33 protein-coding genes, 1 tRNA gene and 2 riboswitches are annotated in these 26587 nt (G+C 44.5%); of the genes, 16 read left to right on the forward strand and 18 right to left on the reverse strand.

The window, feature by feature from the left end; genetic code table 11:
* The first annotated feature begins 94 nt into the window (after positions 1 to 94).
* From M1D94_RS14840 to M1D94_RS14855, 4 genes are read left to right on the forward strand one after another with little or no spacing between them, the layout of a single operon-like run.
* The gene (locus M1D94_RS14840; RefSeq protein ID WP_282627448.1) at positions 95 to 1873 is read left to right on the forward strand and encodes a T7SS effector LXG polymorphic toxin; all 1779 of its coding nucleotides are present in this window, start codon (positions 95 to 97) and stop codon (positions 1871 to 1873) included.
* A gap of 11 nt (positions 1874 to 1884) precedes the next feature.
* The gene (locus M1D94_RS14845) at positions 1885 to 2277 is read left to right on the forward strand and encodes a CDI toxin immunity protein (protein ID WP_003232847.1); all 393 of its coding nucleotides are present in this window, start codon (positions 1885 to 1887) and stop codon (positions 2275 to 2277) included.
* Between the two features lie 33 nt (positions 2278 to 2310).
* Complete coding sequence (locus M1D94_RS14850; protein ID WP_159376767.1) at positions 2311 to 2619, forward strand: hypothetical protein; 309 nt, start codon at positions 2311 to 2313, stop codon at positions 2617 to 2619.
* Positions 2620 to 2672: 53 nt separating this feature from the next.
* The gene (locus M1D94_RS14855) at positions 2673 to 2975 is read left to right on the forward strand and encodes a contact-dependent growth inhibition system immunity protein (RefSeq protein WP_159376766.1); all 303 of its coding nucleotides are present in this window, start codon (positions 2673 to 2675) and stop codon (positions 2973 to 2975) included.
* A gap of 133 nt (positions 2976 to 3108) precedes the next feature.
* Here the strand turns inward: M1D94_RS14855 and M1D94_RS14860 are convergent.
* Positions 3109 to 3181, reverse strand: a tRNA-Val gene (locus M1D94_RS14860).
* Between the two features lie 172 nt (positions 3182 to 3353).
* Between M1D94_RS14860 and M1D94_RS14865 the strand changes: the two genes are divergently transcribed.
* Positions 3354 to 4544 (forward strand): DUF819 family protein, encoded by a 1191-nt coding sequence (locus tag M1D94_RS14865; RefSeq protein ID WP_424934969.1) that lies wholly within the window; start codon positions 3354 to 3356, stop codon positions 4542 to 4544.
* A gap of 69 nt (positions 4545 to 4613) precedes the next feature.
* Positions 4614 to 5159 carry a GNAT family N-acetyltransferase gene (locus tag M1D94_RS14870; RefSeq protein WP_041850965.1) on the forward strand — a complete coding sequence of 182 codons (546 nt, stop codon included), beginning with the start codon at positions 4614 to 4616 and terminating at the stop codon, positions 5157 to 5159.
* 32 nt (positions 5160 to 5191) lie between these two features.
* Here the strand turns inward: M1D94_RS14870 and metC are convergent, their stop codons facing one another.
* Both metC and metI read right to left on the reverse strand, forming a co-directional pair.
* Positions 5192 to 6364, reverse strand: a complete 1173-nt coding sequence (gene metC / locus M1D94_RS14875; RefSeq protein WP_021479530.1) for a cystathionine beta-lyase — start codon at positions 6362 to 6364, stop codon at positions 5192 to 5194.
* Positions 6357 to 7478, reverse strand: a complete 1122-nt coding sequence (gene metI, locus M1D94_RS14880; protein WP_003232857.1) for a cystathionine gamma-synthase/O-acetylhomoserine thiolyase — start codon at positions 7476 to 7478, stop codon at positions 6357 to 6359. The genes metC and metI overlap by 8 nt, the downstream gene beginning before the upstream one ends.
* 67 nt (positions 7479 to 7545) lie before the next feature.
* Positions 7546 to 7666: riboswitch (SAM riboswitch) on the reverse strand.
* Positions 7667 to 7833: 167 nt separating this feature from the next.
* On the opposite strand from metI, the gene M1D94_RS14885 reads away from it, so the two are divergent.
* From M1D94_RS14885 to M1D94_RS14895, 3 genes are read left to right on the forward strand one after another with little or no spacing between them, the layout of a single operon-like run.
* Positions 7834 to 8556, forward strand: a complete 723-nt coding sequence (locus M1D94_RS14885; protein ID WP_041345446.1) for an esterase family protein — start codon at positions 7834 to 7836, stop codon at positions 8554 to 8556.
* A gap of 36 nt (positions 8557 to 8592) precedes the next feature.
* Positions 8593 to 9108 carry a YjcG family protein gene (locus tag M1D94_RS14890; protein WP_003232861.1) on the forward strand — a complete coding sequence of 172 codons (516 nt, stop codon included), beginning with the start codon at positions 8593 to 8595 and terminating at the stop codon, positions 9106 to 9108.
* Between the two features lie 3 nt (positions 9109 to 9111).
* The gene (locus M1D94_RS14895) at positions 9112 to 9534 is read left to right on the forward strand and encodes a GNAT family N-acetyltransferase (RefSeq protein ID WP_003245407.1); all 423 of its coding nucleotides are present in this window, start codon (positions 9112 to 9114) and stop codon (positions 9532 to 9534) included.
* A gap of 72 nt (positions 9535 to 9606) precedes the next feature.
* Here the strand turns inward: M1D94_RS14895 and M1D94_RS14900 are convergent, their stop codons facing one another.
* Positions 9607 to 9861 (reverse strand): hypothetical protein, encoded by a 255-nt coding sequence (locus tag M1D94_RS14900; RefSeq protein WP_003232866.1) that lies wholly within the window; start codon positions 9859 to 9861, stop codon positions 9607 to 9609.
* A 116-nt stretch (positions 9862 to 9977) separates the two neighbouring features.
* Here M1D94_RS14900 and M1D94_RS14905 point away from each other — a divergent pair, with 116 nt between their 5' ends.
* The gene (locus M1D94_RS14905; RefSeq protein ID WP_456270268.1) at positions 9978 to 12257 is read left to right on the forward strand and encodes an ATP-dependent helicase; all 2280 of its coding nucleotides are present in this window, start codon (positions 9978 to 9980) and stop codon (positions 12255 to 12257) included.
* Positions 12258 to 12330: 73 nt separating this feature from the next.
* Here the strand turns inward: M1D94_RS14905 and spoVIF are convergent, their stop codons facing one another.
* The 4 genes from spoVIF to yjcA form a co-directional block, all read right to left on the reverse strand.
* Entirely contained in the window at positions 12331 to 12585 is a 255-nt protein-coding gene (gene spoVIF, locus M1D94_RS14910; RefSeq protein ID WP_003232870.1) for a sporulation-specific transcription regulator SopVIF, read from the reverse strand.
* A 132-nt stretch (positions 12586 to 12717) separates the two neighbouring features.
* Positions 12718 to 12867: a sporulation protein YjcZ gene (gene yjcZ, locus M1D94_RS14915; protein WP_003232872.1), complete on the reverse strand. Its 150-nt coding sequence runs from the start codon at positions 12865 to 12867 to the stop codon at positions 12718 to 12720.
* 81 nt (positions 12868 to 12948) lie between these two features.
* Complete coding sequence (locus tag M1D94_RS14920; protein ID WP_014479470.1) at positions 12949 to 13155, reverse strand: hypothetical protein; 207 nt, start codon at positions 13153 to 13155, stop codon at positions 12949 to 12951.
* Between the two features lie 281 nt (positions 13156 to 13436).
* Positions 13437 to 13793, reverse strand: coding sequence for a sporulation protein YjcA (gene yjcA / locus M1D94_RS14925; protein WP_014476457.1), 357 nt, complete (start codon positions 13791 to 13793; stop codon positions 13437 to 13439).
* 159 nt (positions 13794 to 13952) lie between these two features.
* On the opposite strand from yjcA, the gene cotV reads away from it, so the two are divergent.
* From cotV to cotZ, 5 genes are all read left to right on the forward strand, one after another.
* Positions 13953 to 14339 (forward strand): spore coat protein CotV, encoded by a 387-nt coding sequence (gene cotV, locus M1D94_RS14930; protein ID WP_003244871.1) that lies wholly within the window; start codon positions 13953 to 13955, stop codon positions 14337 to 14339.
* Positions 14340 to 14379: 40 nt separating this feature from the next.
* Complete coding sequence (gene cotW, locus M1D94_RS14935; RefSeq protein ID WP_003245818.1) at positions 14380 to 14697, forward strand: spore coat protein CotW; 318 nt, start codon at positions 14380 to 14382, stop codon at positions 14695 to 14697.
* Positions 14698 to 14795: 98 nt separating this feature from the next.
* Positions 14796 to 15314 (forward strand): spore coat protein CotX, encoded by a 519-nt coding sequence (gene cotX / locus M1D94_RS14940; protein ID WP_003244668.1) that lies wholly within the window; start codon positions 14796 to 14798, stop codon positions 15312 to 15314.
* 151 nt (positions 15315 to 15465) lie between these two features.
* Positions 15466 to 15954 (forward strand): spore coat protein CotY, encoded by a 489-nt coding sequence (gene cotY / locus M1D94_RS14945; protein ID WP_003239243.1) that lies wholly within the window; start codon positions 15466 to 15468, stop codon positions 15952 to 15954.
* 127 nt (positions 15955 to 16081) lie between these two features.
* On the forward strand, positions 16082 to 16528 hold the full coding sequence (gene cotZ / locus M1D94_RS14950; protein ID WP_003244982.1) for a spore coat protein CotZ: 447 nt from the start codon (positions 16082 to 16084) through the stop codon (positions 16526 to 16528).
* 93 nt (positions 16529 to 16621) lie between these two features.
* On the opposite strand, the gene cotO is transcribed toward cotZ, so the two are convergent.
* From cotO to M1D94_RS15000, 10 genes are all read right to left on the reverse strand, one after another.
* Positions 16622 to 17305 (reverse strand): spore coat protein CotO, encoded by a 684-nt coding sequence (cotO, locus tag M1D94_RS14955; RefSeq protein ID WP_128740221.1) that lies wholly within the window; start codon positions 17303 to 17305, stop codon positions 16622 to 16624.
* A gap of 100 nt (positions 17306 to 17405) precedes the next feature.
* Complete coding sequence (gene fabI / locus M1D94_RS14960; RefSeq protein WP_003232896.1) at positions 17406 to 18182, reverse strand: enoyl-ACP reductase FabI; 777 nt, start codon at positions 18180 to 18182, stop codon at positions 17406 to 17408.
* A 135-nt stretch (positions 18183 to 18317) separates the two neighbouring features.
* Complete coding sequence (gene thiD / locus M1D94_RS14965; RefSeq protein ID WP_434517745.1) at positions 18318 to 19133, reverse strand: bifunctional hydroxymethylpyrimidine kinase/phosphomethylpyrimidine kinase; 816 nt, start codon at positions 19131 to 19133, stop codon at positions 18318 to 18320.
* Positions 19134 to 19151: 18 nt separating this feature from the next.
* Positions 19152 to 20162: a thiazole biosynthesis adenylyltransferase ThiF gene (gene thiF / locus M1D94_RS14970; protein ID WP_033883575.1), complete on the reverse strand. Its 1011-nt coding sequence runs from the start codon at positions 20160 to 20162 to the stop codon at positions 19152 to 19154.
* The gene (thiG, locus tag M1D94_RS14975; protein ID WP_010886483.1) at positions 20159 to 20929 is read right to left on the reverse strand and encodes a thiazole synthase; all 771 of its coding nucleotides are present in this window, start codon (positions 20927 to 20929) and stop codon (positions 20159 to 20161) included. The genes thiF and thiG overlap by 4 nt, the downstream gene beginning before the upstream one ends.
* Positions 20926 to 21126: a sulfur carrier protein ThiS gene (gene thiS / locus M1D94_RS14980; protein WP_072173897.1), complete on the reverse strand. Its 201-nt coding sequence runs from the start codon at positions 21124 to 21126 to the stop codon at positions 20926 to 20928. Before thiS ends, thiG begins: the two co-directional genes overlap by 4 nt.
* Positions 21126 to 22235 (reverse strand): glycine oxidase ThiO, encoded by a 1110-nt coding sequence (thiO, locus tag M1D94_RS14985; RefSeq protein ID WP_434517744.1) that lies wholly within the window; start codon positions 22233 to 22235, stop codon positions 21126 to 21128. The genes thiS and thiO overlap by 1 nt, the downstream gene beginning before the upstream one ends.
* Positions 22219 to 22836 carry a thiazole tautomerase TenI gene (tenI, locus tag M1D94_RS14990; protein WP_456270269.1) on the reverse strand — a complete coding sequence of 206 codons (618 nt, stop codon included), beginning with the start codon at positions 22834 to 22836 and terminating at the stop codon, positions 22219 to 22221. The genes thiO and tenI overlap by 17 nt, the downstream gene beginning before the upstream one ends.
* A complete protein-coding gene (tenA, locus tag M1D94_RS14995; RefSeq protein WP_003232909.1) occupies positions 22811 to 23521 on the reverse strand; it encodes a thiaminase II in 711 nt (236 codons plus the stop codon). The genes tenI and tenA overlap by 26 nt, the downstream gene beginning before the upstream one ends.
* A 78-nt stretch (positions 23522 to 23599) precedes the next feature.
* A riboswitch (TPP riboswitch) is annotated at positions 23600 to 23708 on the reverse strand.
* A 61-nt stretch (positions 23709 to 23769) separates the two neighbouring features.
* Positions 23770 to 25614: a monovalent cation:proton antiporter family protein gene (locus tag M1D94_RS15000; protein WP_015715673.1), complete on the reverse strand. Its 1845-nt coding sequence runs from the start codon at positions 25612 to 25614 to the stop codon at positions 23770 to 23772.
* Positions 25615 to 25848: 234 nt separating this feature from the next.
* Here M1D94_RS15000 and prpE point away from each other — a divergent pair, with 234 nt between their 5' ends.
* A complete protein-coding gene (prpE, locus tag M1D94_RS15005; protein ID WP_032725412.1) occupies positions 25849 to 26583 on the forward strand; it encodes a bis(5'-nucleosyl)-tetraphosphatase PrpE in 735 nt (244 codons plus the stop codon).
* Positions 26584 to 26587 lie beyond the last annotated feature (4 nt).

The raw sequence follows: 26587 nt of genomic DNA on the forward strand, positions 1-26587 counted from the left end.
ATTCATTTCACACTTTTGAATCACATCGCTGTCTATTTCTTCATTTTCCCATGGTAAAATCTCGTTGGAGCTATTCAAACGAAAGGATATGAACATGAAAGTATTTGAAGCCAAATCACTGCTTTCAGAAGCAGATAGACGTGCAAAGGAATACAAAGAATTAAGAAGTCAGATGGTCAATCTAAAAAAGGCTTTTAAAGCTGTAGCTGATTTAGATGACAGTGAGTTTTCCGGCAAAGGTGCTGACAACATTAAAGCATTTTATCAAGACCATGCAGGTGTAGCTGACAATTGGATTGACTTACTTGATATGAAAATTGCTTTCTTGACAAGCATTTCAGGCACTCTAGAGGACGCCAGCTTATCTGATGCTTATATAGAAGAATCCTTCTTAGAACACGAGCTGGCTAACGCCTACACAAAATCAAAATCTATTATGTCTGAACAAAAGAAAGCCATGAAAGATATCTTACATGATATCGACGATATCCTTCCGCTTGATCTGTTTTCAACTGAGGACTTTAAAGACGAACTCGCCGATGCGGAGGACAAACGCAAAAAAACAGTCGATAAACTAGGCAGCGTGGACGAAGCACTTGTTACTGAATATGCCCAATCAGAGCCAAACGAGCAATTCATCAAGAAGGACTTCCAAAAGCTTGAGGAATCCACAGGCAAAGGCAAGAATGCTACACCAATCCATTATAATGCCAAGGCTTATCGAGAAAGTGATATACATAAGAGAAAAGGCGATATCGAGAAACAGACTGAAGCTTATTTGAAGATCAAGAAAGATGAAGCAAAAGAACGAGAAATCAAAGAATTGAAGAAGAAGCTAGCTGATGGCGTGACGGATCCGGATGAATACTTAGAAATTGCCAAGAAGGTCGGATATGAGAACCTTACCTCTGAACAGCTTGAATTTGTTTCATTTCTTGAACAGCGTAAAGCTTTCATGGATAACGGAAAAGAAGTGTTGCAAATCATAGGTGATGGCGCCAAAGGTGCGATTGTTGGTTTATACGATCTTGCCAAGGATACCGGTGAAGGAGCCATTCAATTCGGATGGAATATCGGTTGGACAATTGACAACTTAAACAAGGATCCTCAAAAAGTGCTGGATACAGTTCTGGAATACGACTATCAAGCTGCCTTTCAAAGTATGGTCGACACATTGAAGGATAATTGGGATACAAAAATGATTCACGGGGATGCATACACACGGCTGCACTATGTTACTTATTTGGGCGGAAGTCTTCTATTATTGAAAGGTGGAAAGTCCTCTGTCTCAACAGGCTCGAAGGATCTTGCTAAAGTTGGGAAAGCAGCTAGTGAAAAGATTAAGAATGGCAATCCATCTGTCAAACCTTATGTTAATCGATATACTCCTGCATTAGAAGGGATTCTACAAGACGCCGGGAATACTATTAACGTTAAAAATACGCCGCTCCTAAAAAGAATAGCCGATTCCACTAAAGATAGTGTATTCTTTAAATCAATCAATGGTAAGTCATCAAACAACAAGACAGTTAAAAAAGGCCTTTCCAAAAAATCAAGAGAAGTCGCGCTTCCAAAGGTAGATACATATGAACAAGCTAGAAATGAGGCGCTAAATCTAATTGGTGATTTAGGAATAGATTCAAAACCTTTTATAGGTACTTTATCTAAAAGCGCAGGCTTTGGTAAAGTTACTGGCCGAATGTCTGGAGATAATAAAGTCCTTTGGAGATTAGATTATGACCCCGAAAAGGGACCTCATATAAATGTTGAGGATTATAGAAATGGAAAAGGAGATAAGGCAAAGAAATATTATATACCTTTTAACGGAAACGAAGATACTTATAAATCCCTTTTAAAACATTTAAATAAATAGGAAGTGTTAATATGACTTTATACGAAGAATGTCTAGAAGCTCTTGGAGATAACAAAGAAGTCCTCACTATTTCTGAGACACGCAAATATCATGAACAACTTGGCGAAAGCTTCCCCTTCACATCATGGGGAAGAATTAAATGGGATGAAGTAACTACTCACAGATCTATTGATTATGCTGAAGATATCGACGAATGGTTAATTGAGAATAAAATAGATGACAAAAATGTTATTCTCCTCTGGGCTTATGGTGATTATCCAGCTGTAAAAACCAGCTTAGACAACGCTTTAAACGTAATTGATGATGTAACTGCTGTAGGTTCAGATACTTTCATGTTCAGCGAATCTGGTTATGTTATTGAATTTTTCCATGATGGAGATGTAACAATAGGAAAAGCAAGCTGAAAATAATAGCCCTTCTTAGTTAAGAGGACCAATATGAACTTAGAGAAAAAAATGGAAGCTATATTAATTAAAAGAAAAGAACTTAATCTTAATGATGACTATGAAATTCAAAAGAGTTGGGATGAAATAATTGAAGTACTCTCAGAAAATGAGGAAAATTCAATTAGCTATCTAGAAAATTGTAATAAAGAAGATTTATATTGGATCAGTGAAGTATTTGAAGATTTAGCTGAAAGTTTGCAAAGTAAAGAACTTATTAATTGTTTAAGAAAATTAGATGAAAAATACCCTGACTTAGAAATGACAAATGATATTGATATAACAGAAAGTTATATAGAATAAGATACGCACCATTTCTCAGATTTGAAGTTAACATTTCTTGGTGGTGATAAGTAATGATTGAAATCGAAATATCTGAACCTGTATTTCAATTTCTAGGAGGTATATTTCATCAAGATATAGAAGCTCCAGAGTCAGCACTGGACGAATACTTAGAAGAGATTCCAAAAGAAGAGCAAGAAACTGATATAGTTGCATTGAAAGATTTTATTAACAGCGATTATTCGGATGAAGAAAAGAATGATTTTATCGATGAAGCTGCTGACGGAGTGGACGTTCTTAGTTACGGCGTATCTCCAATCATATGGCTCGAACAAGTTATTCAAAAAATCGAAAAGAATATTGAAACTTTAACCTAGCATAGAAACAGAGCTGATTTTGAATTCACTTCAAAATCAGCTTAAAAAAACTTCCGTCCCCAACTCGATGAATGATGACAAAATCAATAAATAGGCAAAATAAAAAACCCTTGCTACGCAAGGGTTTAAGCTATGATTCCGACTGGGCTCGAACCAGCGACCTCTACCCTGTCAAGGTAGCGCTCTCCCAGCTGAGCTACGGAATCATGATATGTATGTGTTGCTGGGTATGTTGTTGTCTTTCTGACAAGTTCTATTATATAACCTTCCCTTCTATTCGTCAACTGCTTTTTTAGAAAAACTTTTTTTGGACTTGCTGTTCCGTTCCCCGGCTATTATAATATGTCTTAATTTTCTAACAATAGAGGTGATGGGGTTTTGCATTCTTTGATTTCTTCTGATGATGTATGGGTATTATGGGGGTTTATTGCGGTGTGGGCGGCAGTGAGTATCGGGCTGGAGCAGCGCTTTAAGTGGGCGTCCGCTGTGTCGGGCGCTATTATCGCCCTTGCAGGTGCTATGGTGTTTACAAATGTAGGAGTGCTTCCTGTTGAGTCGCCTGTGTATGACACTGTGTGGTCTTATGTGGTACCGCTGGCGATACCACTTTTATTGTTTCAGATCAATGTTCGGCAAATTTTTAAGGAAAGCAGGCGTTTGCTGTTTATTTTTCTGATTAGCTCCGTTGGAACAGTGCTTGGCAGTATCCTGGCTTTTTTTCTACTCAAACAGCATATTCCCTATCTCGATAAAATCGGCGGGATGATCAGCGCCTCTTATATCGGCGGCGGGGTCAACTTTGCGGCGATGGCGGCAAAATTTGAGACGCCTGGTGAATATGTGTCGGCTACCGTTGTGGCTGATAATTTTATGATGGCGCTTTTGTTTTTTATTTTAATCAGTATTCCTGCAGTCAAATGGTTTCAGCGGCATTATGCCATGCCGTTTGAAGAGAAGGTAAAAGCCGATGGAAACAGCGGAAACAGTGCTGAAAGCTATTGGAAACGGAAGGATATTTCCTTAAAGGATATCGCATTTAATGCCGGTGCTGCTTTCACGCTTGTTGCGGTAAGTATGAAGGTTTCCGGTTATTTTAAAAGCATTTTTTCTCATCCCCTGCTGACCGGTACGCTTGGCGATCAGTACCTAGTTCTTACGTCTTTAACTGTTCTTATCATTTTTCTTTTCCCGCGTTTTTTTGAAAGGCTCAATGGATCTCAGGAGCTTGGAACCTTTTTGATTTATTTGTTTTTTGTGGTGATCGGCATTCCTGCCGATCTCCGCTTAATCGTCACGAATGCGCCTCTTATTCTATTATTCGTGTTTATCATTGCGATTAGCAATTTAGCGGTTTCCTTAGCTGCCGGAAAATTGTTCCGTGTGCGGCTTGAAGAAATTCTGCTCGCCGTCAACGCTACTGTCGGGGGACCGACGACTGCGGCTGCGATGGCAATTGCCAAGGGATGGCGGGAGCTTGTCGCCCCGATCATGCTTGTCGGTACGCTCGGCTACTTAATCGGCAACTATGTTGGCACTTTTATGGGAAATTGGTTTTCTTCCTTCTTATAAAAAGGATATTTGCATTTCCCTGAGAATAATGTAAGAGGAATGCTGACACGAGAACGGAGAGATCACTGTATGTTAAAAGGAAAAACCATTTATGTTAGACCTTTAGAAGTAACGGATGCCGAAGAAAACCTGCGGCTGCAAAGTGAAAATCGAGATTTTTTCGAACAGTTTTCTATGATACGCGCAGACGATTACTATACGGTTGAGGGGCAAAGAAAACGGATAACCGAGTATCAGGAAAGACTTGAGAAAGATGAAGAATATCATTTTGGCATCTTTACAGCGCCAGACGATAGATTAATCGGGACGGTTTCGCTCTTTCAAATCATCCGTGGCGCGCTGCAAACTGCGTTCATCGGGTATTTTTTAGACAAAGCCCATAATGGAAAGGGCATTATGACAGAGGCAGTCAGATTGGTTGTTGATTATGCGTTCCACGAATTGAAACTGCATCGGATTGAAGCCGGTGTGATGCCCCGTAATCTCGGGTCCATGCGTGTTTTAGAAAAAGCGGGATTTCATAAAGAAGGCATCGCCCGAAAAAATGTAAAAATTAATGGCGTTTGGGAGGATCATCAAGTCCTCGCGATTCTGAATCCTGATGACGAACAATAATAAAAGAAGCCGGGCCATCCCCGGCTTCTTTTTTAACGAACCGCAACTGGAGCAATTTCTTTCAGCGCTTGTTCGAAATCGTGTTCTAAATCGTCTGCATGTTCGACGCCCACACTCAGACGGAGCAGGCCATCAGTGATACCGCGTTTTTCACGCTCTTCCTTAGGCATTGCCGCGTGAGACATCGTTGCCGGATAGGACAAAATCGATTCCACGGCGCCAAGGCTGACAGCGAAGACCGGCAGTGACACATTCTCGACTAACTTCTTAACGGCCTCTTTGCTTTCAAGCTCAAAAGATAGCACGGCGCCCGCTCCCGTTGACTGGCTTTTATGGGTTTCAGCGCCGGGATGATCAGCCAGTCCCGGATAATACACGCGCTTCACCGCCGGATGCTTCTGGAAAAATTCCGCAAGCCGCTGGGCTGTTTGGCTCGCTTTCTCTAAACGGACCTGCAACGTTTTTAATCCGCGCAGGACAAGCCAGCAATCTTGCACGCCAAGGACGGCGCCGAACGCGTTTTGCAGCTTATACAGCTGCTTCCCAAGCTCTTCATCTTTGACAGCAGCCAAACCTGAGAGCACATCGCTGTGTCCGCTTAAGAATTTTGTCGCGCTGTGAAGTACAATATCCACGCCGAGATCAAGCGGACGCTGCAGTGCCGGTGTCATAAATGTATTGTCCAGAAAGGTCAGGCAGCCGTTTTCTTTTGCAAGCTGAACAACTGCTTTAATATCCGTAATCCCAAGTGTCGGATTTGATGGCGTCTCCATATAAATGACCTTTGTGTTCGGCTTGATGCTCCGCGCCACTTCATTACGATCCGTCATGTCGACAAACGTATGCTCAATGCCAAACCGGGTCAGCACCTCTGTCACCATACGGAAGGTTCCGCCGTATACATCTTCTGTCACAAGAACGTGATCACCCTGTGACAGCAGTAAAAATGCTGTTGAGATGGCAGCCATGCCTGAACTGAAAGCAAATCCTCTTGTTCCGCCTTCCAGTGCGGCAATTGTTTCTTCGAGAGCTGTTCTTGTCGGCGTGCCAGAGCGGCTGTAATCATATGCCCCGAACTCTTCAAATGAAGATTGGTGAAAAGTCGAGGCGTGCTGAATCGGTACACTGACCGCCCCGGTTCCGCCGTCTGTTTTAAATGGATTGTGCACGAGCTGGGTTTCCAGCGTCCAATTGTGTTTACTCAAATGAAACAGCTCCCTCTTTGACCTGACATAATGCCTGTTTTAGATCCTCTTTTAAATCTTCCGCATGTTCAATACCGACAGAAAAGCGCAGCAACCGATTGCACACCCCGTTTGCGATGCGGATCTCTTCAGGAATATCCATGTGCGTCTGGGTCGCAGGGTATGTAATAAAGCTTTCCACCCCGCCGAGGCTTTCTGCAAAACAAATGGTCTTCAGTGCTTTTAAAAACGGATTGACCCATTCTTCTTTTTGCAGACGGAAGGACAGCATGCCGCCTTTTCCGGGATACAGCACATCCGAAATTTCTTCCTGCTCTTCTAAAAACGCCGCAAGCTCCTGCGCGTTTGCCTGATGCTGACGCATTCTGAGGCTCAGCGTCTTCATTCCTCTCATCAGAAGCCACGAATCAAATGGCGGCAGGACGGCGCCGATCGCATTTTGATGCTGAAACATTTCCTCTCCGAGCCGCTCATCCTTCACCACGACAAGTCCAGCAAGCAGATCGTTATGCCCGCCTAAATACTTGGTTGCGCTGTGAATGACAATGTCAGCTCCCAGCTCAAGCGGCCGCTGCAAGACCGGTGTATAAAATGTATTATCTACAATCAGCAGAAGACCGTGCTCCTTTGTAATCCGGGCAATATGTTCAATGTCCGCCTCCTGCATGAGGGGGTTTGTCGGCGTTTCCACAAACACCGCTTTTGTATTCGGCGTAATCTTAGAGCGTAAACAGTCCTCATCGCTGAAATCATCATAATGAAAAGTCAATCCGTATTTTTTCCATTCATTTTCAAATAAACGGTACGTGCCGCCATATAGGTCCGATGAAACGATCAGTTCATCTCCGCTTTTAAACAGCGCCATAATCGTTTGGATAGCAGCCATTCCCGAACTAAAGGCAAGCCCTCTCGCGCCGTTTTCTAAGTTAGCGATCGCGTCCTCAACAAGCTGGCGTGTCGGATTTTTTGTGCGGACATAATCAAATCCGGTAGATTCTCCGATCCCTCTGTGGCGGTATGCTGTTGATAAATAGATAGGAGCACTCACTGTTCCCGTGACTTCATCGCTACGGTTCCCAATTTGGGCTAATTTCGTTTCAACGTGCTGTGACATATAGCTGACACCTTCCCTTTTCAAAATAAAAACCCCTTCTTCATAAGAAGAAGGGGTTTAACGCTTCTTCTTATCTTCCAAGCATAAAAAACGCTTGCTGGATTTAGCACCTTGGCGCTTTGCACATGCAAAACAAGCCGGTTGCTGAGGTTTCTAAGGGCCAGTCCCTCCACCTCTCACGATAAGAAATATCGATTTCAATTTTCTGATTGTTTTATATTAGCGCAATTCACAGTTTATTTCAACACTTTTTTCTTCGTGTGCCGAACCGTTTAAAGAGAGAAATTTCTAATAATTCATGGTACAATAATTGAAAATGCAAGAAAGTATAGTGATGTCCTGGAGGAATGTTTTTATGGCACCGAAAAACGGCACAGTGCAAGAAAAGAAATTCTTTTCAAAAGAGCTTAACGAGGAAATGACCTTGCTTGTTTATCTGCCGTCCAACTACTCCCCGCTTTATAAATACCATGTCATTATCGCACAGGACGGCCACGATTATTTCAGGCTGGGGAGAATCGGCAGACAGGTTGAGGAATTGCTGTCGAAACACGAAATAGACCGGTGCATTATTATCGGTGTTCCCTATAAGGATGTAAAAGAGCGCAGAAACACCTATCATCCGGAGGGTTCAAAATTTTCGGCGTATAAACGGTTCATCGCCCATGAGCTCGTTCCTTTTGCAGATGATGAGTATCCAACCTATCAGATCGGTTACGGCCGAACGCTGATCGGTGATTCGCTCGGAGCAACCGTGTCACTTATGACAGCGCTTGATTATCCGAATATGTTTGGCAACATCATCATGCAGTCTCCCTATGTTGACAAACACGTACTAGAAGCCGTAAAACAGTCAGACGATATCAAACACCTCTCTATTTATCACCAAATCGGAACAAAAGAAACTGACGTCCACACGACAGACGGGAACATTCTGGACTTTACAGAACCGAACCGGGAGCTGAAACAGCTGCTGGAGAAAAAGCTTTCCGATTATGATTTCGAGCCATTTGACGGAGACCACAAATGGACATACTGGCAGCCGCTCATCACCCCGGCGCTGAAAAAAATGCTTTAACACTCTATCATACTTTATTTCCAGGAGGGACATAATATGAAATACGGAATCGTTTTATTTCCATCAAAAAAGCTCCAAGACCTTGCAAACTCTTACAGAAAGCGCTATGACCCAAGCTACTCTCTGATCCCGCCTCATTTGACGCTGAGAGCATCCTTTGAATGCGCGGAGGAGAAAGCGGATCAGCTCGTATCACATTTAAGAAACATCGCAAAAGAGTCCCACCCACTCGTTCTCAAAATGACAAAATACAGCTCATTTGCGCCTGTCAATAATGTCATTTACATCAAAGCAGAACCGACGGAAGAGTTAAAAACACTCAATGAAAAGCTATACACCGGTGTGTTGGCAGGAGAACAGGAATATAATTTCGTTCCGCATGTGACGGTCGGCCAAAATCTTTCCGACGATGAGCATTCAGATGTGCTGGGACAATTAAAAATGCAGGAAGTGTCGCATGAAGAAATCGTTGACCGTTTCCACTTGCTCTACCAGTTGGAAAACGGATCGTGGACAGTATATGAAACCTTCTTGCTAGGCAGAGGAGAATAATGTTTGAAAGCAGTTATCGCAAAAAATGAAGAACAACTGAAAGATGCATTCTATGTAAGAGAAGAAGTCTTTGTCAAAGAACAAAACGTGCCTGCTGAAGAAGAAATTGACGAACTTGAAAATGAGTCAGAGCATATCGTCGTGTATGACGGTGAAAAGCCTGTCGGTGCCGGAAGATGGCGCATGAAGGACGGCTACGGCAAGTTAGAGCGGATTTGCGTACTGAAAAGCCACCGCTCAGCCGGTGTCGGCGGCATCATTATGAAAGCGCTCGAAAAAGCCGCGGCAGACGGAGGCGCTTCCGGTTTCATTTTAAACGCGCAAACACAGGCTGTGCCGTTTTACAAGAAACACGGGTATCGCGTGCTTTCTGAAAAAGAATTCCTCGATGCCGGCATTCCGCACTTACAAATGATGAAGGACTGAACGCATCCGGATCTTTTGAGATCCGGATTTTTACTGCATATAAAAAAACCGTTCTCTGGTATGAACGGTTTTTTATACATATCGATTAATATATGTGCCCATTCCTTTTTCTCGCAATCTCTTATAAAGAGAGCGCTTACGTTTCATCTCGTTTACTTTTCTTTCAGCTGCCGTTTGATTCTCCTGCTGCTTTTCCAGTTCTTTGTATACCCGCTGAAACGGGACATAGCTGATTTTTTCGGTTCCGGCATAATCCTGCTTATGTCCAATCGTTCTATTAGCATATTGAGCGTATTGCTGGTTCTGAATTTGACCTGCATATATCATACAATACCCACCCCTCTGATGTCTCTTTTCCCTTAAACTTACTTTTTGAAACACATTTCTTTTGATATGATAGTCATTGTCTGTAATGAACACCTTTTGATTGGGAGGACCCCTTTTTGAAATGCGCCCGACTGAATGATAGAATCATACATTTACATACATATTCGAGAGAACATTATCAATTCCTCTTTGAAGAGGGAATAAAAGGACATTTATTTTGTTCTCATTGCGGAAAGCCCGTTTTGTTACGGCTTAACATCGCCGATCCGCCAGAGTTTATCCATCGCCAGCCAGGCGATTTTCCGGCATGTGAGGAGGCGTGCGAACCGAAGCCCTCTAAAGAGGGGAAAAAAGAAGATGATCAGGAATCTGGTGTGATTCGTTTACCCAAGGGAAAAGCGATCGCCGCTGACCCGTCCCCAGCTGTTACAGAATGGCACCGTCCTAGAAGCATTAAACCAGGAACACCATTTGTGCCAAAAACAATAGAACCCGATACGAGCCTTTTTCCGTCTGTCGGTTTAAACACGGATCAGCTGAAAGCTGTCACGGAAACAGAGGGCCCGCTCCTCGTGCTTGCAGGTGCGGGGAGCGGAAAAACACGGGTGCTGACAGCCCGTGCCGCCCACATGATCGAACACTTAGGCATACCGCCTGAAAATATGCTGCTTGTCACCTTTACAACAAAAGCTGTCGCTGAAATGAAAGAGCGTATGGCGAACCAGTACGGATTACAGCCGGCAAAAGTCAGAAGAATTGTGACAGGAACATTCCACAGTCTGTTTTATAAGATCTTGTATCACTCTAATTCTGCTAAATGGAACGGTGAGCATCTGCTGAAAATGGAGTGGCAGCGGGAACAATATATCAAAAAAGCACTCTATGAAGAAGGCATCGATGAGAAAGAATTCCCAGTTGACCAAGCCCTGCAGCAGATCGGTTTTTGGAAAAACACTTATGTCCCAAATGAACGCATCCCTCTAAAAGATGAGTGGGAAAAACAAGTTTATCGTTTATATGAACATTATGAACGCCAGAAAAAAGAACACAGCCAATTTGATTTTGATGACATGGCTTCAGCCTGCTATGAATTGTTTATCGAGCGGCCTGACCTTCTGGAACAATATCAATCTCGGTTTACGTATATCTTAATTGATGAGTTTCAGGACATTAATCCGGTTCAATACAAAATCATGCAAATGCTCGCCAGCCCGGAGCAAAACCTGTGCTGTGTCGGAGACGATGACCAGTCCATCTACGCGTTTCGCGGAAGCAATCCGTCTTTCATTCTTGATTTTCAAAAGGATTATCCGGGAGCGAAGACGATCTATTTAACTGCGAACTACAGGTCTACGCACCCGATCGTCTCTAGTGCTGATATCGTTGTGAAAAAGAACAAAAACAGATATGCCAAAACGCTTGAAGCGGCCCGCGATGACATTCAGGTCCCTGTGCTGTTTTATCCTTATGATGAAGAGGAAGAAGCCACAATGGTCGTTTCCGATATCAAAGAAAAAATTCAAAATGGAGCCAGTCCAGAAGACTTTGCGGTTCTTTACCGCACAAACAGCGGAGGCCGTGCTATATATGAAAGGCTTCATCAATCGTCAATTCCGTATACAGCTGACCGCGGCGTCCAGTCGTTTTACAGCAGACGGATCGTCCGCCAGATTCTCGCCTACTTGTACGCCAGCCAAAATGAGGATGACACCGAGGCGATTAAACACTTGCTTCCCGCCTTGTTTTTAAAACAGTCCGCTTTGAATACGCTGAAGGCGCTCTCGATCACAGAGGACTGTACCATGATCAAAGCGCTGGCCAAATTGCCTGATCTGAAGCCATTCCAGCTGGACAAAATCAAGAAAATCGTACCGTTTTTTGCAAGCCTCCGCACGATGAAGCCCGTAGAAGCCATCACCTTTGCAGAAGGAAAAATGGGCTTCTCCGAGTATTTAAAAAAGCGGGGCAATGAGGGCAACAAGCTGGAAAAAGGTTCCGATGACCTGCGCGACATCAAGGTTGTCGCCAAGAAGTTCAAAACGATTCCTGACTTTCTTGCCCACGTAGACCATATGAGGGCCGCTGAGAAAAACAGAACGGATGAAGATGGCGTTCAGCTGATGACCATTCACCGGTCAAAAGGCCTTGAATTCAAAACAGTCTACGTGTTAGGCACTGTAGACGGCTCGATTCCGCACGATTTCTCATTAGAAACGGCAAGAAAAGGAGACGAGGCCGCTCTTGAGGAGGAAAGACGCCTTTTATATGTAGCCATGACCCGGGCGAAACAGCATTTATATTTGTCTTGCCCCGCTAACAGGCGCGGCAAAACAGCCAACCGCTCAAGATTTTTGTATCCCCTTCTACAAAAAACAAGACAGCCCTTGCATCATTAACAGCCCGGCAGATTACTGCCGGGTTTTTACTGTAAAAAAAGGCCCGCTGCAGTGAGTCAGCCAGGCCATCCACTTATTTATTATCCATCATTTTAGAAATCGTGCCAAAATCAAGCTTTTCTTTTCCGCTTGTAATAGATTCCACAATTTTATCTTCTAATTCTTTTGGCACGCGTCTGTTTGCCATCTGCGCTACGCGGTTAATCACACTGCGCACTGTATTTTCATCTTTAAAATTAGCGTTTTGGAGTGATCCGGCAAGATTCATTACATCCTGCATCTTCACACCTGTTTTCTTTTCGATGTTCTTAAAAAATTGATTATCCATAATGCGCCTCCTTTTGGCGGAGTAATACGGTATTGTATGAATGCACATAATACAATGTGCTTTTCCAATATTTTTAAAAATAAACACAAGGCAAGGAAGCACGGGTTATAACCCGTACTTCCTCAATACATCTTAAAAGAAAGATGCACCTACGATGATGAGGAGAATGAATAATACGACCAACAAAACAAATGTTGAACCATAGCCGCCGCCGTAACCGCCAGCATAACCGCCATAACAGCCGCCGCCGTAGCCGCCGCCGAATCCGTATCCAAAGCCCATAGATAAGCACCTCCTTTACTCTCTATACACTATGTGAGCTGCTTGGATCGGCTTGGATATTCGCATAGGGCGTTTGCGGATTTACGATTGATCATATTGAGCTTGATGTTTTTTAAGTAAGGCCTCTGTTTTTTCAGCCAGCTCTTCAATCTCATCTTCAAATTCCAGACCGGCTTTATCAAATGCATCCAAGTCTTTTCTGATACTGCCCATCGTGTCTTCATGCTTTTTTTGCTTTTGTTCGTGAGGTTCATATCTTCCTTCTATCCATTTTTCAAACTCATTCACTTTTATCCCCCCGCTTATGATATATGCTGAGCAAGGCCGCCCCGTTAAAAAAACAAAAAACCGGAGTTCTCCGGTTTCTTTGCCAGGCTATTGAGGCTTTTTCTTTTTATTTCCGCACCCGCAGCCTTTCTTTTTTATCTTTTTTGATTGATACGATGAATCTGTATATGGAGATTTTTGGGAAGGTTTATGATGCTGATTCATTTTTGTCCCCTTCCTTTCCTTATGTCATATATGCTACTTTATGCGTATTCTGACAGAAAGTTGCTGGTAGTAACGCCTTATTCTTGCAGCCATTTTGATACGAGCGTTTCTATGATGCCGGCAAGGCCGGCGATCGCTAAAAGTAAAATCAGCCACTGCGCCGCTTGCGGGATCAACGCCTGGCATAAAATCAAAAAGCCGGCACACCACACGCCTGTGCACCAATAGCAGCTCAGCAATTCACCAATAAACGCCCTGACACCGGTTCCCTTAATCACGATATAGGTTTCAATGTTCCCGTCCGCATCCTTTTCTTCCTTCTCTTCATGAAACAGACTTCGAAGCGGCGCCATAATCGTGTCAAACACCAGCAGGCGGGCGAGCCGAAAGACCGCAAGCGATAGAAGAACAATTGTCAGCCCATTTATAACCACTCGTTCACTCCTTTGCCAATCATGATCCCTTCACATATATGCCAAAACCCTATTCTTCATGAATTGTATCTTGTCCGGCAGAAAATTGGTTATTTTTATTATTCCGCTCTGCACCCCATTTGCATTATATAGAGTATGGATAAGAAAGGAGTGAAGGTTATGTCATTTGAAGAAAAAGTCGAATCCCTGCACCCTGCAATATTTGAGCAATTATCAAGCGAATTCGAACAGCAGATCGAAGTGATTGATTGCGAAAATATCACAATTGACACGTCACATATAACAGCTGCCCTTTCTATACAAGCCTTTGTGACAACCATGATTATCGTGGCGACTCAGCTCGTCATCGCCGACGAGGATTTGGCTGACGCAGTGGCAAGTGAAATTCTTATTCTCGATAGCTCCCAAATCAAAAAAAGAACCATCATTAAAATTATCAACAGCCGCAACATCAAAATTACTTTGTCTGCCGACGAGATAATAACCTTTGTACAAATCTTGCTTCAGGTGTTAAACAGCATTCTTAGTGAACTTGACGTCCTTTAACCCTTTCTTTTCACAAACTTAAAAGACGAGGTGAAAACAAATGTCAGATAACGATAAATTCAAAGAAGAGCTTGCAAAGCTTCCAGAAGTTGATCCAATGACGAAAATGCTGGTCCAAAATATATTTTCTAAACATGGTGTCACGAAAGACAAAATGAAAAAAGTATCAGACGAAGAAAAAGAAATGCTCTTAAATCTTGTAAAAGACTTACAAGCTAAATCACAAGCGCTAATAGAAAACCAAAAGAAGAAAAAAGAAGAAGCAGCCGCGCAAGAGCAAAAGAACACAAAACCATTAAGCCGCAGAGAGCAGCTCATTGAACAGATCAGACAAAGACGGAAAAACGATAACAATTAGCCACTTATAAAAAATAGGGTTCTTCATCAGGATATATGACTCAGTCAAAATAAGAGGCTCGCTCATTTAATAACAGTAAAAGAAAAGGAGGAATAGATATGGAAAGCAGACCATATTCTTGGGTTGCACTTGATCCTGACTGTGACCATCCGTTAGATGACAAAGAGAAAGATAAAGAAAAACACGAAAGAAAATGTCATTGCGACGTTTGCTGTAATGGCAATGGTTTTTTTGGCAACGACAACGCCTTCATCGACCAAGATCTAGCTCAAGCAAATCTCAACAAACAAGTTTCAGATGAAACGATTATTATTAGAGATTCTTGTGACATCAATGTTACATCTACAGACGTTCAAGCCGTAACATCAGTTGTAACAGCACTTAATGCCGCTGTCGTAACGGCAACTCTGACATCCATTGCAGACGGGGTAATTGCCGAATTAGTCGCACAAGATTTGTTACAGCTTACAGCTAACAAACAAGTAAACCGCCAAAAACTTCTCATCGAATGTTCCCGCGGCGTAAACGTCACAACAGTAGATGCCGATATCGCAACCCTTATTTCTACAGCAACAAATACACTCGTAGCCATCCTAGTTATCACTCTTGTCCTCTAGGACCTAAAAGCAGAGCTAAAAACGCTCTGCTTTTTCTTATTTTCCAAGCATATGATGAATATATAGACGTTCACCCACACCAAGTGGGGCACGGGTACATATGTTGTTAAGGACTAAAGTCAAATACCCTATAAAGAAGGAGCTGAAATCAATGAGCTGCGGAAAAACCCATGGCCGGCATGAGAACTGTGTATGCGATGCAGTGGAAAAGATTTTAGCAGAGCAGGAGGCAGTTGAAGAACAGTGTCCGACTGGCTGCTATACCAACCTTTTAAACCCTACGATTGCTGGAAAAGACACAATTCCGTTTCTCGTTTTTGATAAAAAAGGCGGATTGTTCTCCACATTCGGAAACGTAGGGGGATTTGTGGATGATATGCAATGCTTTGAATCCATTTTCTTCCGCGTCGAAAAATTATGCGATTGCTGTGCAACACTGTCTATTTTACGCCCGGTCGATGTCAAAGGCGATACCTTAAGTGTTTGCCACCCTTGCGACCCGGATTTCTTCGGGCTAGAAAAAACAGATTTCTGCATTGAAGTGGATCTCGGATGCTTCTGCGCGATTCAGTGCCTGTCACCAGAGCTAGTTGACAGAACATCGCCTCACAAAGATAAAAAGCATCATCACAATGGATAAACACTTGTAAAGAGGAATCCCCTTCCAAACTCTATTACAGGTGCAAATCATTCAGCTGCTTCCAGCGTGAGGCAGCTGACTCTCCATCATTTCGCCAGTCTCAAATTTATAAGGCAGGAGGGATAATATGAGCCAGAAAACATCAAGCTGCGTGCGTGAAGCTGTAGAAAATATTGAAGATCTGCAAAACGCTGTTGAAGAAGACTGCCCGACCGGCTGCCACTCTAAGCTTTTATCTGTAAGCCATTCGTTAGGCGACACAGTGCCTTTTGCAATATTTACATCAAAATCAACGCCATTAGTCGCCTTCGGAAATGTCGGCGAACTCGATAACGGCCCTTGCTTTAATACAGTATTTTTCAGGGTCGAAAGAGTGCATGGAAGCTGCGCAACACTGTCATTATTAATCGCATTTGACGAACACAAACACATTTTGGACTTCACCGATAAAGATACGGTGTGTGAAGTGTTCCGACTCGAAAAAACGAACTACTGTATTGAAGTTGACTTAGACTGCTTCTGCGCAATCAACTGCTTAAATCCTCGATTAATCAATCGTACACATCATCATTAATCATAAGCTGGAAAAGCTTGCAGGCCTGCAGGCTTTTCTCTATGTAAAAAAAGCTGTCCGGCAACATCAGCCGGGCAGCTTTTTTCTTTTTCGTTAAAAACCGAGCGGGTGCAGAGAGGTAATATCATCGATTGCCAGCTCGGTTGGGGCTCCGTTTCCGGTTGTTCGAAGCAGGACAGAATCATTTCTTCTTCCGACAATCACGCCCCTGTACGTTCTTCCATTGGCTTCAATCAAACAAAGCGCTCTCGGCATGTTATGAGGCAGCTTTGTTAAAAAATCAATTTTTTCGTGGATCGTCATCTTGCTCATCGGTTTTTTCACTTTTCGTGCCGGCGGTGCTTTTTCCTCCGCTTTATCAGCACTATGGACAGCTTCCGGTTCTTTTTCAGGCTTCCGGGCCTCAAGTGCAGGCTCTTCCTTTTTTTCTGCTTTCGGGGGCTCGTGTTCGACGGGTTCTTCTACGGCCTGCGGCTCTGCTTTCTCCTCCGGCTGGTTCTTTATGTTCTCTGGCTCCCTCACCTCTTGTGTTTGCTGACTCACTGGTTCGGCTGCAGGCTTTTGGTCTGCTTGCAGGACATCTTGTGCCACAACTTCCTCCTGCTGCTTCTCATGGTAAGCCGGCTTTTCCTCAGCTTTTGGAGGAGCGGGTTTGTCGGCCTTTCTTTTGATGACAATCTCCTGCATGGATGACCTTGTGGTTTCTGCATAATCCGGCTGAACAATATACATGAGCGGTTTTTTATCCGCGTTTCTTTTCTTATTAGACATCTTCATCCCTCCGATTGTGTCATATTCTATCTATATGACAGAAAGCTGAAAATCAGAAGAAATAAAAAAGCAATCCCTATTCGGGATTGCTTGATATAGATCCTGCTTAGCGGGCAGTGATATGGAAACCTGAATCAACGTGAAGATTTTCACCTGTAATCCCGCGGGACATATCGCTGAATAAGAACGCAGCTGTATCGCCCACTTCTTCAGGTGTTGTCGTGCGGCGAAGCGGCGCACGCTCTTCGATATCTTTTAAAATGGAGTTGAAATCGCTGATGCCTTTAGCAGATAATGTTCTGATCGGACCGGCAGAAATGCTGTTAACGCGGATATTTTCTTTTCCCAAGTCAGCAGCTAAGTATTTCACACTTGCATCAAGAGAAGCTTTCGCTACACCCATGACGTTGTAGTTTGGCATCACAAGCTCTCCGCCAAGGTACGTCAAAGTGACAATGCTTCCGCCTTCAGTCATCATCGGACGTGCCGCTTTAACAACAGCAGTCAGAGAATATGAGCTGATGTTATGAGCCAAAAGGAAGCCGTCACGATTTGTGTTTAAGTATTCGCCGACAAGCTCTTCTTTGTTGGCAAACGCGATACAATGCGCGATACCGTGGATTACACCGACCTGCTCCTTAATGCTTGCGAAGCAAGTTTCGATTTCTGCGTCGTTTGTTACATCGCAAGGAAGGATGATGGAATCGTTGCGGTCTAACGTTCCGGCAAGCTCATGAACAGATTTCTCCAAGCGTTCGCCTGCATATGTGAAGATCAAACGTGCACCCGCTTCATGTAAAGAACGCGCAATGCCCCAGGCGATGCTGCGTTTGTTGGCTACCCCCATCACAACAATGTTGCGGCCTTCAAGTGAAAAATTCATATGTATAAAGCCTCCTATATTTAATAAAGACATAGTATTAGTACCTGATCTTAATTCCTATCATATCATAACCTTGTCCAGATGAAAAGCGCATACCGTAGCAAACGCAAAAGAGATCACCATCAGCTGGTGATCTCATCGGCTTGTATTTAAGCTGTTTCGTTTAAAAGCGAAATGGTTTGTCGGCCCGTGTCCCGATCCGATGCCGAGCGTATTTTCCACCGCTTCACGGACAAAGTTGGCCGCAACCTCAAATGCCTGATGGATGCTGTCTCCTTTAGCCGTTTGGGCCGTTAAAGCCGCAGCAAAGGTGCAGCCTGTGCCATGCGTATGCTTCGTATTGATATAAGGATGGGTGATTTGCATAAACATGCTGCCATCAAAAAGAAGGTCAGTAATGTGATTGTCCTCAGGCTGGTGCCCGCCTTTGATAATGACATGCTGCGCACCCATCTTGACGAGCTGCTCCGCTGCTTTTTTCCGGTCATCCAGCGAGCTGATTGTCATTCCTGTCAGCGTTTCTGCTTCCGGGACATTCGGCGTAATCGCGTAGCTTCTTGGAATGAGCAACTCCTTTAAGGTGGCAACTGACTCATCACGCAGCAAGGATGCCCCGCCCTTTGCGATCATAACCGGATCAACAATTACACGATTGAATCCGTACTCGTCAATTTTTCTTGCCACTTCTTCAATCATGTCGGCATTCCAGAGCATTCCCGTTTTGACTGCATCCGGTCTCAAATCCTCAGCAACAGCGTCAATTTGCTGTCTCAACGCCTCTACAGTCAGCGGATGCATCCCATGAACGCCAAGCGTATTTTGAGCGGTTACCGCTGTAATCGCAGACATTCCGAATACATCAAGCTCTTGAAAGGTTTTAATATCAGCCTGTATCCCTGCGCCGCCGCCTGAATCTGATCCGGCGATTGTCAATGCTTTATATATACTCATTACACTACACTCCTTTTATTACCCGATCCATTTATGATAAATGGATTTTGCCCGGGCAATATCATTTGTTCCATGGATCAAAGCTCTGCCGTCCCGGAACAGCACCATTTTCATATCATCCGAGCGGCAGGAAATTAAATACGGGTTCGCAGCTACTTCAAGCCCGGCCTGCCTCAGCTGACCGGCAAGCGCTTCAAGATCCGCTTCTTTCGTAATAGATGATCTGATCTGCACCGTGTTCCTGCCGCACAATACAGCCGCTTTTGTTTGATTTTCATATGACAAAAACGGAAAATCCTTTGTGCCGCAGCTTGGGCATGCGTCATGTTTGAGACTGGCCGCTCTCACTTCTGACCGCTCGTTTTTCCACAAATCAAAGGAGCGCAGCACCGGCTCGCACTCCTCTCCCGTCAGCAGCTTCAGTGCATCTGTTACCTGAAAGACTGCTACCTGCAAAACAGCCGGACTGATGATGCCAGCTGTGTCACATGTTGCTCCGCCAATCGGAAGTGTATCGAGCAAGCAATGCAGGCAAGGAGTAGAACCCGGCACCACGGTAAAGGTAAGGCCGTAGCTCCCTACACAGGCACCGTAAAGAAAAGGAATCCCTTCCTTTACCGCAGCATCATTTACGATCAGGCGGGTTTCAAAATTATCAGCCGCATCCACTATAATTGATGCATCCCTAATCAGCTCGAAGATATTTTCTGCTGTCACATCCATGACAAGTCCGGTCACATCAACATCGCTGTTAATCGAACGGAGACGGCGCTCCGCAGCGGCTGCTTTCGGCATTTCTTTTTTGACATCATCTTCTGTATAAAGTTGCTGGCGCTGGAGGTTGCTCCATTCAACATAATCTCTGTCGGCAATTTTCACAGAGCCGACTCCCGCTCTCACCAGCATTTCTGCACTGGCTGTTCCGAGCGCGCCGGCGCCGATAATCACGGCGCGCGCTTCTTTCAATTTTTTCTGGCCGGATGGGCCGATCGGAGCAAACAGCTCCTGCCTTGAATACCTGCCCGTCATACAGGAAGACCTTCTCCCGGACTGCTTGCCGTTCCGTATTGCTTAAGCGGGATTCGGCCCGCCTCATAAGAAAGGCGTCCTGCTTCCACCGCGAGCTTCATGGCACGAGCCATTTTCACAGGATCGTCAGCTCCCGATACAGCCGTATTGAGCAGTACGCCATCCGCTCCAAGCTCCATTGCGTATGCCGCATCTTTAGGCGAGCCGATTCCAGCATCCACGATGACCGGCACTTTCGCCTGTTCAATAATAAACGACAGATTCAAAGGATTTAAGATTCCTTGTCCTGATCCAATCGGAGATGCACCCGGCATGATGGCATGAACGCCGAGCTCTTCCAGCTTTCTCGCCAGCACAACGTCATCCGACGTGTACGGGAGCACAATAAAGCCTTCTTCAAGAAGCTGTTCAGACGCTTTTAATGTCTCAACAGGGTCAGGCAGCAAGGAACGGCTGCATCCGATGACTTCAACTTTAATCATGTCACAAAGGCCTGACGCTTTCGCCAGCCTTGCAATCCGAACCGCTTCTTCAGCAGTGCTGGCGCCCGCTGTATTCGGCAAAAGCGTATATTTGGATAAATCAAGCTGTTCCAGAAAATTCGGCTGAGATGCTTCAAAGATGTTCATTCTCCGCACAGCAAATGTTAAAATATCAGACTCGGAAACAGCTACTGCTTCCTTTTGAATGTCAAACGATGGGTATTTCCCCGTGCCCAGCAGCAATCTTGATTGAAATGATTTTCCGCCAATTGTTAACATGCTCATCCGCCTCCTACAAAATGGACAATTTCAATGACATCACGATCACAAAGCTCAACCTCGTGATAGCGTTCTTTCCCGATTATTTCTTTATTTCTTTCCACGATAACAATTTTATTTTCAAGCTGATAAGACGCCAGCAGGTCTTGAATTGTACCTGTGTCTTTTTCCCACTTCACGTCTTTACCGTTCAGCTGTAGGATCATATCTGAATCGCCTCCTTGCGATCAATTCGGAATGCGTGCAGCCAGTCTTGGTTGACCTCTTTATTCATGATGAGGTCACTGATCAAAGCGCCCGTTGCGGGAGCAAGCAGGATCCCATTTCTGAAATGGCCCGCCGCAAATAAAATACGGCTGTCCTCAGGATGTCTGCCGATGTACGGTTTTCCATCCTTTGTTCCCGGCCGGAGTCCCGCCCAAAAACGATCCACCTTCATATTCTGTATAGCCGGCAGCATCGTTTTTGCTTTTTTCATAACCGATTCCAATCCGCCAAGATCCGGTGTTTCACTCCAGTCTCCCGGCTTCATTGTCGCGCCGACAACCAGTTTGCCGCTTTTTCTCGGTACGATATAGCAGTGATCATGGTAAAGCGTTTTTGTCAGCGGGATATCATCATTCCAAACGGACAGGCACTCCCCTTTTACAGGGAGAAAAGCATTGTTCAGTCCGAGCTGTTTAAAAAACATCCCGCTCCACACTCCGCTGGCAACGACAACATGATTAGCCCATACGTCTCCGCTAGGGGTCTTGATGAACAGGGCTTCACCGTCACGTTCGGCATGCAGGACGGGCGTATGCTCAAAAATCTCCGCCCCAAGCATTTTTGCTGCTTTCACATATGCCTTGCAAACAAAATAAGGCTCCACATGCACATCATCCTGAATAAAAGATGCACCAAAGATGTCACCAGACGCATACGGCTCTTTTTCTAACACCTCTTCTTTTGAATACCAGCTGACAGAGTCCAAATCGTCCATCTGTCTCAGCTGCAGCACATCTTCTTCAGAAAATGCAAGCTTAAACATACCGCCGTTATGCTGCCTGATATCCACACCGGATAATGCATAAAGCTCTTCTCCAAGACCTTTGTACAGACGCTGACTGTGCATGGCGAAATCAAAAAACGCGTCACGTTCCTCGCATTCGGCATGGGCGCCCAGCATTCCGGCAGCGGCACTTGTCGTTCTGCCGCCCATTGTTCCGCTTTCAAACAATGCGGTGCTTTTGTTTTCCTTTGCCAAATGATAAGCAATCGCGGAACCAATAATTCCGCCTCCAATCACCACTGCTTCATAATGCCTTTTCATAGCGCATCTCCTTTAGCTTGCGGGAATATCGTCTGGCTGCTTCCAAGGGCTCAGCGGAAGAGAAAATTCCTGACATAACAGCAATGCCGTCTGCCCCTGCTTGTTTTACGTCTCTTAACCTGTCCGGCGTCATCCCCCCGATGGCTATAACCGGGATGGAAATCCGCTGTTTGATATCTGACAGCAAAGATACTCCTCTGCCTTCAAGACCCTTTTTGCAATCCGTTTCAAACACATGGCCGAACAGCACGTAGTCCGCGTCTTCCTTTTCTGCTTGAACCGCTTCCTCCAGTGAATGCACCGACCTCCCGATATGAAGGTGTGGAAATCTGACCCTGACCTGCTTCGGTGAAAAGCTGCCGCTTGGCAGCTGCACGCGGTGAATAGTAGAGAAAAGCGCAATATCCACGCGCCCGTTCATCACCAGTTTTCGTTTATCTATACCGCCTTCAAAAATAAGCTCGAGCAGTTTCAAAATATCTGCCGCCGATTTTGAGCGTTCCCGAATATGAATAAAATCAACTTCATTCTGAATCGAAATGATGGTTCTCGCTAGCTCTTCTACCGGCTTGCTGTCATCCGTTATGGCGTGAAGCTCCACATTCCTCCACCTCTTTTATGGCGCTGTCAGACCAGCCTTCTTTTCGATAGGCCATTCCCCAAAATTGATATTCATAGTAGCTGGAGATGACAAAATTCTCTTTCATCTTGGCACGCACTTCCTCCGTGCTGTTTTCCGCCAGCTCATCAAAGCGGTTGATTTGCTCCTCAACCTGTTGTCTAAACCAGTCACCGCCGTACGTCCCAATCCACTTTTGATAAATCGGATGCCCAGGATCGCAATGCAGCAATTTCTCACCAACCTCGTAATAGAGCCAATAGCATGGCAGCAAGGCCGCTAAGATTTCTGCGAAATTCCCGCTCAAAACCGAACGGTACATATGGGATGTATAAGAATACGCAGTAGGAGACGGCTTAAACGCCTTACGCTCTTCCTCGCTGATTTCCAACAGCTCGGCAAACTCCCGATGAAGCGCCATTTCCGCCTCATATGTACCTTGGGCATGGCTTGCCATCCGCCCCGTTGTATAAAGATCCTTCGCATAAGCGGCGCCAAATGACTGCACCTTTGCAAAATGCGTTAAATAATAGGAATCCTGAAGTACGTAGTATTTAAAACGGTCAATCGGAAGCGTTCCGTCACCGATTCCTTGAACGAACGGATGGACAAAGCTCCCCTCCCACCATTCTGCGGCTGCACTGCGGCATTCTTCTGAAAACTTCACAAATCATTCCCCCTCTGAAAATAAAAAAACCACTTTCCCGCAAGGAAAAGTGGTTTGGAATTGGCATAGTAAAATAACACAAATACCGCTCCACTTCCCTACGCAGGTCTGAACCTGTTCAAGTTATGAGGGTCTAAAAGTCACACTTTTATCTCAGCCCTTATGAAGGACACCCCTAGTGGTTAAACGAATACATATTGAATTGTTCTGCACCTCTATATTAACACGAATCCTTATTTGGTCAAGATTTATCCTTCCAATGTTTTCTTAAGATCCGTTACGTACCCCCGAGATCCGGTGACAATTAAACGGTCTCCAAGTTTCAGCCTTGTATCCCCATGAGGAACGATGCTGTCCACACCTCTGAAGATCCTGACAAAGATGACGTCACCTGTTAAAGGGAATTCCCGTAAAATGACACCATCATATTTACTGTTCTCCATATTAATTTGATACAGCGAAGACTCTTGGTTCGTGAGCAGCTTCATGACGCCAGGCGCTTCAATCAGTGCGCGAAGCAGCGTTTTTGTCGACAGCAGAATAGAAAAGATGCTGATTCCCTGCTCCTTCAGGGCTGCTTCATGCTCCGGTGATCCTACGCTTGCAATGACTCTTTCTGTGCCTTTTTCTTTTGCAAGTAATGCAATGTCTGCATTCATATCTTCATTTCCTGTCGCCACAACGAGGATATCCGTTTCAAAAATGCCGAGTGATTCAAGCGTCTCGTGTTCATAGTCAGAAATTGTTTCAACAGCAAACACTGATTCTGACAGCTTTTCCTCCGCATTCTCTTGGTAGACGTGTACAACACGCACGTCATACTCTTCCTCTGGCAATTCAAGTGTAACAGGCAAAGTCATTTGATTGGCGCCAATGAACGTAATCGTCTTTTTCTCCTCCGGCTGCTCTTCCCGTTTGTATAATTTTTTAAAACAGATCGGCGTAAAAATACTTGCAATGACGGCTACTAAAATTAGCGCTCCTGACATATTTGCACTGATCACGTGAAGCTGCTGGCCGATTGTTGCAGCGGCAATCACGAGCGAAAGCGTTGATGTCAGCAGGAAACCAGACGCGAAAATGGTTCGGTTATCATACCACTTCTTTAAGTACATGACAGGAATGATTTTGCTGACTAACAGCGCCAGCAGCAGGAGCGGAATCATGATTAAAATTGTTTTATCCTGAAAAAGAGTCCAAATATCAAGCTTCACACCGACCATCACAAAGAAAATCGGTATTAAGAACCCATAACCAAATGAGTCCAGCTGCTGAACAAGTTCTTTGTTTGGCGAAAGCAGGGAAACGAGAACCCCCGCTAAGAAAGCGCCGAGAATATTTTCCGCCCCAAGTGATTCAGACAGGGCAACGAGTACAATAATTAACGTAAAAATGGCACGCGTCCCGATCTGGATCGTCCCTTTTGACATGGATTGAACAAAAGAGCGATGTTTGAAGACCCGGCCGAAAAAGTAAAGCACCACTCCGGCCGCAAACAGAATCATCAGGAGCCACATGTTTCCGCTGTCCTCTCCGTATAAAGAAGAAAAAACAGCAAGAAGAATCATCGTGGCCAAATCAGCAATAACAGCAACAAGCAAAATAATCTGCCCGATATTCGAATTCATGATCCGTTCTTCTTTTAATGTTGGAACGACAACGCCTAATGAAATCGTTGAAATAATCAGGGTCATCAAAAATGCATTTTGGATAAATCCGGCCAAGACGAACCCATAGGACAAGAGCAATGATAAAATAAAAATACCGACGAAAATAACAGATGCCGCAGCAAACGTATTCGGCGCTTCCTTGCCATTCGGCAGGAACTGCTTTTTCTTTCCTTTCTCAAACGACGAAAAATCAATTTCAAGCCCGCTTAAAAACATTAAAAAGATAAATCCGAGCATAGAGAGTGTCTGGAGCCAGGTGTCACCCTCCACAACTAAATTAAGGCCGCTTTTCCCAATTATCAGCCCCATAATGATTTCAGCAACAACAACCGGGATGCTGAGTTTAAACCGATGCAAAAGGATGGGTGTCAAAAATGCAACGATAAGTACAACAACTAAAGATGCGACAGATGTATGCGCCATAATCAGAACCTCCTTTTTAAGTCAGGGTTATGCTAGTTCTCACTCAGAGAACAAAACCTCATTTTTAAAAAACATAACGCGATTTTAACAAGGGTGATGATGAAAAATAAAGTGATAAGGTCTTAATCCTGTTTAGAAAATGATTCTTCTTCTATAATTTGCACATAAAAGCTTGTGATGACTCACAACACTTTGCTTCATAATAAATAAAACAATCGGTAAGGAGGATACCGCATGGCTTACGATATCATCAGCGATATTCATGGCTGCTATGACGAAATGACTGCATTAATCCAAAAGCTTGGCTATACAATCAAAAATGGAGTACCTATCCATGAAGAAGGCAGGGTGCTTGTTTTTGCCGGAGATTTAACTGACAGAGGGCCCAAATCGATAGAGGTCATCCGATTTGTAGCCGGCGCTTACGAAAAAGGCGCTGTGCGTTATGTCCCGGGAAACCATTGCAATAAATTATATCGTTACTTAAAAGGAAATCCGGTAAAAGTGATGCATGGTCTCGAAACTACAGCGGCAGAGCTTGAGGAACTTTCTAAAGATGAGAGAAAATCAGTCAGCGAACAGTTTATGAAGCTGTACGAAACAGCGCCGCTTTACGACATCTTACATAATGGAGAATTAGTTGTCGCCCATGCTGGCATAAGAGCTGACGATATCGGCAAATATACCCGGAGAGTGAAGGACTTTGTGCTTTACGGTGACGTGACGGGTGAAACATATCCGGACGGCAGACCCGTCAGACGTGATTGGGCGGCAGCCTATAACGGAAAGGCTTGGGTGGTATACGGTCATACACCTGTGAAAGAGCCTCGGAAGGTCAAGCGCACCATCAACATTGATACAGGCTGCGTGTTCGGAAATCAACTGACAGGCTTTCGCTTTCCAGAAATAGAAACCGTCTCTGTTCCAAGCTCCCTGCCTTACGACGAATCAAGATTTCGCCCCATATAAAAAA

This window comes from Bacillus sp. JZ109 (genome assembly GCF_053903135.1).

Coding starts and splice junctions, on each gene's coding strand:
- cotO (WP_128740221.1), bottom strand. CDS start 17,305: ATGAAGATGTCTAATAAGAAAAGAAACGCGGATAAAAAACCGCTCATG.
- cotY (WP_003239243.1), top strand. CDS start 15,466: ATGAGCTGCGGAAAAACCCATGGCCGGCATGAGAACTGTGTATGCGAT.
- cotZ (WP_003244982.1), top strand. CDS start 16,082: ATGAGCCAGAAAACATCAAGCTGCGTGCGTGAAGCTGTAGAAAATATT.
- prpE (WP_032725412.1), top strand. CDS start 25,849: ATGGCTTACGATATCATCAGCGATATTCATGGCTGCTATGACGAAATG.
- M1D94_RS15000 (WP_015715673.1), bottom strand. CDS start 25,614: ATGGCGCATACATCTGTCGCATCTTTAGTTGTTGTACTTATCGTTGCA.
- M1D94_RS14840 (WP_282627448.1), top strand. CDS start 95: ATGAAAGTATTTGAAGCCAAATCACTGCTTTCAGAAGCAGATAGACGT.
- thiO (WP_434517744.1), bottom strand. CDS start 22,235: ATGAAAAGGCATTATGAAGCAGTGGTGATTGGAGGCGGAATTATTGGT.
- M1D94_RS14855 (WP_159376766.1), top strand. CDS start 2,673: ATGATTGAAATCGAAATATCTGAACCTGTATTTCAATTTCTAGGAGGT.
- M1D94_RS14900 (WP_003232866.1), bottom strand. CDS start 9,861: ATGATATATGCAGGTCAAATTCAGAACCAGCAATACGCTCAATATGCT.
- metI (WP_003232857.1), bottom strand. CDS start 7,478: ATGTCACAGCACGTTGAAACGAAATTAGCCCAAATTGGGAACCGTAGC.
- yjcZ (WP_003232872.1), bottom strand. CDS start 12,867: ATGGGCTTTGGATACGGATTCGGCGGCGGCTACGGCGGCGGCTGTTAT.
- cotW (WP_003245818.1), top strand. CDS start 14,380: ATGTCAGATAACGATAAATTCAAAGAAGAGCTTGCAAAGCTTCCAGAA.
- cotX (WP_003244668.1), top strand. CDS start 14,796: ATGGAAAGCAGACCATATTCTTGGGTTGCACTTGATCCTGACTGTGAC.
- M1D94_RS14885 (WP_041345446.1), top strand. CDS start 7,834: ATGGCACCGAAAAACGGCACAGTGCAAGAAAAGAAATTCTTTTCAAAA.
- thiD (WP_434517745.1), bottom strand. CDS start 19,133: ATGAGTATATATAAAGCATTGACAATCGCCGGATCAGATTCAGGCGGC.
- M1D94_RS14845 (WP_003232847.1), top strand. CDS start 1,885: ATGACTTTATACGAAGAATGTCTAGAAGCTCTTGGAGATAACAAAGAA.
- M1D94_RS14890 (WP_003232861.1), top strand. CDS start 8,593: ATGAAATACGGAATCGTTTTATTTCCATCAAAAAAGCTCCAAGACCTT.
- fabI (WP_003232896.1), bottom strand. CDS start 18,182: ATGAATTTTTCACTTGAAGGCCGCAACATTGTTGTGATGGGGGTAGCC.
- thiF (WP_033883575.1), bottom strand. CDS start 20,162: ATGACGGGCAGGTATTCAAGGCAGGAGCTGTTTGCTCCGATCGGCCCA.
- M1D94_RS14850 (WP_159376767.1), top strand. CDS start 2,311: ATGAACTTAGAGAAAAAAATGGAAGCTATATTAATTAAAAGAAAAGAA.
- thiG (WP_010886483.1), bottom strand. CDS start 20,929: ATGAGCATGTTAACAATTGGCGGAAAATCATTTCAATCAAGATTGCTG.
- cotV (WP_003244871.1), top strand. CDS start 13,953: ATGTCATTTGAAGAAAAAGTCGAATCCCTGCACCCTGCAATATTTGAG.
- spoVIF (WP_003232870.1), bottom strand. CDS start 12,585: ATGGATAATCAATTTTTTAAGAACATCGAAAAGAAAACAGGTGTGAAG.
- M1D94_RS14870 (WP_041850965.1), top strand. CDS start 4,614: ATGTTAAAAGGAAAAACCATTTATGTTAGACCTTTAGAAGTAACGGAT.